The sequence below is a fragment of the Ruegeria sp. P8 genome, assembly GCF_056534665.1.
The window spans coordinates 1-4,422 of sequence record NZ_JBQERC010000040.1; the positions used below are offsets into that span (position 1 = coordinate 1).

A 4,422-nucleotide genomic window follows, 5' to 3' on the forward strand; every position below is an offset into this window, starting at 1 on the left:
AATGACCGAGATTAGACGCACGCCGTTGTATGGGCTTCATGTTGAGTTGGGCGGCAAGATGGTTGATTTTGCCGGGTGGGAGATGCCAGTTCAGTATCCGCTGGGGATCATGGGTGAACATAAGCAGTGCCGCGAGAAGGCGGCGTTGTTTGATGTGTCGCATATGGGTCAGGTGATATTGCGGGGCGAGAATGTGGGCGAGAAGCTGGAAGCACTGTGTCCGCAGGCTTATGCGACGCTGAAGGAAGGCAAGGCGCGGTACGGGTTCTTCACCAATGCCGAAGGCGGGATCATGGATGACCTGATCGTGTCGAACGCGGGGGATCATTACTTTGTGGTGGTGAACGCGGCGCTGCGCCATCAGGACATTCCGCATATGCGCGCCAATCTGGACGGGGTTGAGGTGACCGAGATCTTCGACCGCGCGCTGGTTGCGGTGCAAGGCCCCAAGGCCGAGGATGTGGTGGGCGCGCTCTGCCCCGCGGCGCGCGATCTTAAGTTCATGGAAACCACGATTGCCGACATCCTGGGTGTCGAATGCCGCATCTCGCGGCTGGGCTACACGGGCGAGGACGGGTACGAGATCTCGATCCCCGAAGACAAGGCGATCGAGATCACCCGGGCGTTCCTTGCGCATGAGGATTGCGAACCGGCGGGTCTGGGCGCGCGCGATAGCCTGCGGCTTGAAGCCGGTCTGTGCCTTTATGGCAATGACATCGATCAGAGCACCTCGCCGGTCGAGGCCAGCCTTGGCTGGGCGATGCAGAAGCGGCGCAAGGAAGAAGGCGGCTTTCCGGGTGCGGAACGTGTGCAGCGCGAACTGGCCGAGGGGCCTGCGCGCAAGCTGGTGGGCATCAAGCCCGACGGCCGCGCGCCCGCGCGTCAGGGGGTCGAGGTGCAATGCCTTGAGGGCAACACCATCGGTCAGATCACCTCGGGCAGCTTTGGCCCCACGGTCGGCGGCCCGGTTGCGATGGGCTATGTGTCCGCGGGCCATGGCGAGCCGGGCGAGAAGGTCAACCTGATCATCCGGGGCAAGGCGCAACCGGCGCAGATTGTGGCGCTGCCCTTCGTCAAACAGAATTACAAGCGTTGAAGTCAGGAGAGAGAGACATGGCAACCTATTATTCCGAAGAGCATGAATGGCTGGCGGTCGACGGCGACACGGCCACGCTGGGCATCACCAAACACGCGGCCGAGCAGCTGGGTGAGGTGGTCTTTGTCGAGCAGCAGGAGGTGGGCGACGAGTTCGAGAAGGATGGCGAGATCGGCGTGATCGAATCCGTCAAGGCCGCCTCCGAGCTTTACGCGCCGGTTGATGGCGAGATTACGGAAGTGAACGAGGCGCTGGCCGACAATCCCGGCGCGCTGAACGACGACCCCGAGGGCGAGGCCTGGATCTACAAGATCAAGATCGCCGATGCCGCGCAGCTGGAAGATCTGATGGACGAAGCCGGCTACAAGGCCTTCATCGGCTAAATCCGGCCCGGAGCCCCAGAGACCGGGGCTCCCTGCTTCATCTTTTTCCAAATACTCCCGCCGGAGGCTCCTGCCGTCTCCGCCGGGTCTGACCTATCCTTGAGGAGCGCTGCAATGGCCTTCAAACTGACCGATTACGAAGCCTATGACTTCGCCAATCGCCGCCACATCGGCCCGTCGCCCACCGAAATGCGCGACATGCTGCAGGTGATCGGCTTCAAGACGCTGGACCAGCTGATCGACGCCACCGTCCCGCCCGCGATCCGGCAGAAGGAACCGCTGGACTGGGGCCCGGCGATGACGGAACGCGATGCGCTCTTTCACATGAAGCAGGTGGCGGGCAAGAACAAGGTTCTGACCTCGCTGATCGGTCAGGGCTATTACGGCACCACCACCCCGGCGCCGATCCTGCGCAACATCCTGGAAAACCCGGCCTGGTACACCGCCTACACGCCCTATCAGCCCGAGATCAGCCAGGGCCGGCTTGAGGCGCTGCTGAACTTCCAGACCATGGTCAGCGACCTGACCGGGCTCGATGTGGCCAACGCCTCGCTGCTCGACGAAGCCACGGCTGCGGCAGAAGCCATGGCAATGGCCAAGCGCGGCGGCCGGTCCAAGGCCAATAACGCGGCCTTCTTCGTGGATCGCAACTGTCATCCGCAGACCATCGCGGTCATCAAAACCCGCGCCGAACCCTTGGGCATCGACGTGCAGGTGGGCGATCCCGATCAGCTGGATGCAGGTGCCGTCTTTGGCGCGATCTTCCAGTATCCGGGCACCCATGGCCATGTGCGCGACTTCACGACCGAGATCGCGGCGCTGCATGAACATAACGCCATCGCCGTTGTCGCCGCCGATATCCTGTCACTGGCGCTGCTGAAATCCCCCGGCGAGATGGGCGCGGATATCGCCATCGGCTCGACCCAGCGCTTTGGCGTGCCGATGGGCTATGGCGGCCCGCACGCCGCGTATATGGCGACCACCGACAAGCTGAAGCGCTCGATGCCGGGCCGGATCATCGGGGTCAGCATCGACAGCCGCGGCAACAAGGCCTACCGCCTGTCGCTGCAAACCCGCGAGCAGCACATCCGCCGCGAAAAGGCGAACTCGAACGTCTGCACCGCGCAGGCGCTGCTGGCCGTCATTGCCTCGATGTATGCGGTCTATCACGGCCCCGACGGCATCAAGGCGATCGCGCAATCGGTGCACCGCAAGACCTCGCGCCTGGCCGCCGGTCTGGAAGAGGCGGGCTTTGCGGTCGAACCCGAGGTGTTCTTCGACACGATCACGGTCGAGGTCGGTCATCTGCAGAACGTGGTGATGGAGGCCGCCGTGGCCCGTGGCGTCAACCTGCGCAAGGTCGGCGAGACCCGCGTGGGCATCAGCCTGGACGAACAGACCCGGCCCGAGACCATCGAGGCGGTCTGGGGTGCCTTCGGCATCGACCGCAAGGATGACAGCTCGAACAAGCAATACCGCCTGCCGGATTACGCGCTGCGCGAAAGCGCGTACCTGACCCACCCGATCTTCCACAAGAACCGGGCCGAGGCCGAGATCACCCGCTATATGCGCCGTCTGGCCGACCGCGACCTGGCGCTGGACCGGGCGATGATCCCGCTGGGATCCTGCACCATGAAGCTGAACGCCACGGTCGAGATGATCCCGGTCACCTGGCCCGAGTTCGGCAACCTGCATCCTTTCGTGCCCGAAGATCAGGCGCAGGGCTACCATCAGATGATTGCGGATCTGAACGACAAGCTGTGCCAGATCACCGGGTATGACGCGATCTCCCAGCAGCCCAACTCGGGCGCGCAGGGCGAATATGCGGGCCTTCTGACCATCCGCAACTATCACTTCGCCCGCGGCGAAGGGCAGCGCAATGTCTGCCTGATCCCGACCTCGGCCCATGGCACCAACCCGGCCTCGGCGCAGATGGTGGGCTGGCAGGTTGTGCCGGTGAAATCGGATGACAAGGGCAATATCGATCTGAATGATTTCCGCGAAAAGGCGGAAAAGCATTCGGACCATCTGGCCGCCTGCATGATCACCTACCCCTCGACCCATGGCGTGTTCGAGACCACCGTGCAGGAGGTCTGCCAGATCACCCATGATCACGGCGGTCAGGTCTATATCGACGGCGCCAACATGAACGCCATGGTCGGGCTGGCACGTCCGGGTGACATTGGCGGCGATGTCAGCCACCTGAACCTGCACAAGACCTTCTGCATCCCGCATGGCGGTGGCGGCCCCGGCATGGGTCCGATCGGCGTCAAGGCGCATCTGGCCGAGCATCTGCCGGGCCACCCGGAATACGGCACCGCCGTGGGTCCGGTCTCGGCGGCACCCTTCGGCTCGCCCTCGATCCTTCCCGTCTCATGGGCCTATGTGCTGCTGATGGGCGGCGCGGGGCTGACGCAGGCCACCAAAGTGGCGATCCTGAACGCCAACTACATCGCGGCGCGGCTCAAGGACGCCTATCCGATCCTCTACACCTCGGAAACGGGTCGGGTGGCACATGAATGCATCCTCGACACAAGGCCGCTGGACGAGGCGGCGCATGTCACCGTCGACGATGTGGCCAAGCGCCTGGTCGATTCAGGCTTCCACGCCCCCACGATGAGCTGGCCGGTGGCCGGAACCCTGATGGTCGAGCCCACCGAATCCGAACCCAAGGACGAGCTCGACCGCTTCTGCGACGCCATGCTCTCGATCCGCGCGGAAGCGCAGGACATCATCGACGGCAAGATCGACGCGGAAAACAACCCGCTGAAAAACGCCCCCCACACGGTGCGTGATCTGGTCGGCGACTGGGACCGCCCCTACACCCGCGAACAGGCCTGCTTCCCTCCGGGCTCCATGGGCGTCGACAAATACTGGTCCCCCGTCAACCGCGTCGACAACGCATACGGCGACCGAAACCTCGTATGCACATGCCCACCAATG

At 63.7% G+C, this 4,422-nt stretch carries 3 protein-coding genes; all 3 read left to right on the forward strand.

The window, feature by feature from the left end; translation table 11 throughout:
- Position 1 precedes the first annotated feature (1 nt).
- Complete coding sequence (gene gcvT / locus ACR0BZ_RS19580) at positions 2-1,096, forward strand: glycine cleavage system aminomethyltransferase GcvT (protein WP_480912396.1); 1,095 nt, start codon at positions 2-4, stop codon at positions 1,094-1,096.
- A 17-nt stretch (positions 1,097-1,113) separates the two neighbouring features.
- Positions 1,114-1,479, forward strand: coding sequence for a glycine cleavage system protein GcvH (gene gcvH / locus ACR0BZ_RS19585; protein WP_209505056.1), 366 nt, complete (start codon positions 1,114-1,116; stop codon positions 1,477-1,479).
- A gap of 114 nt (positions 1,480-1,593) precedes the next feature.
- The coding region (gene gcvP / locus ACR0BZ_RS19590) for an aminomethyl-transferring glycine dehydrogenase (protein WP_480540088.1) at positions 1,594-4,422 on the forward strand (2,829 nt) is incomplete at its 3' end.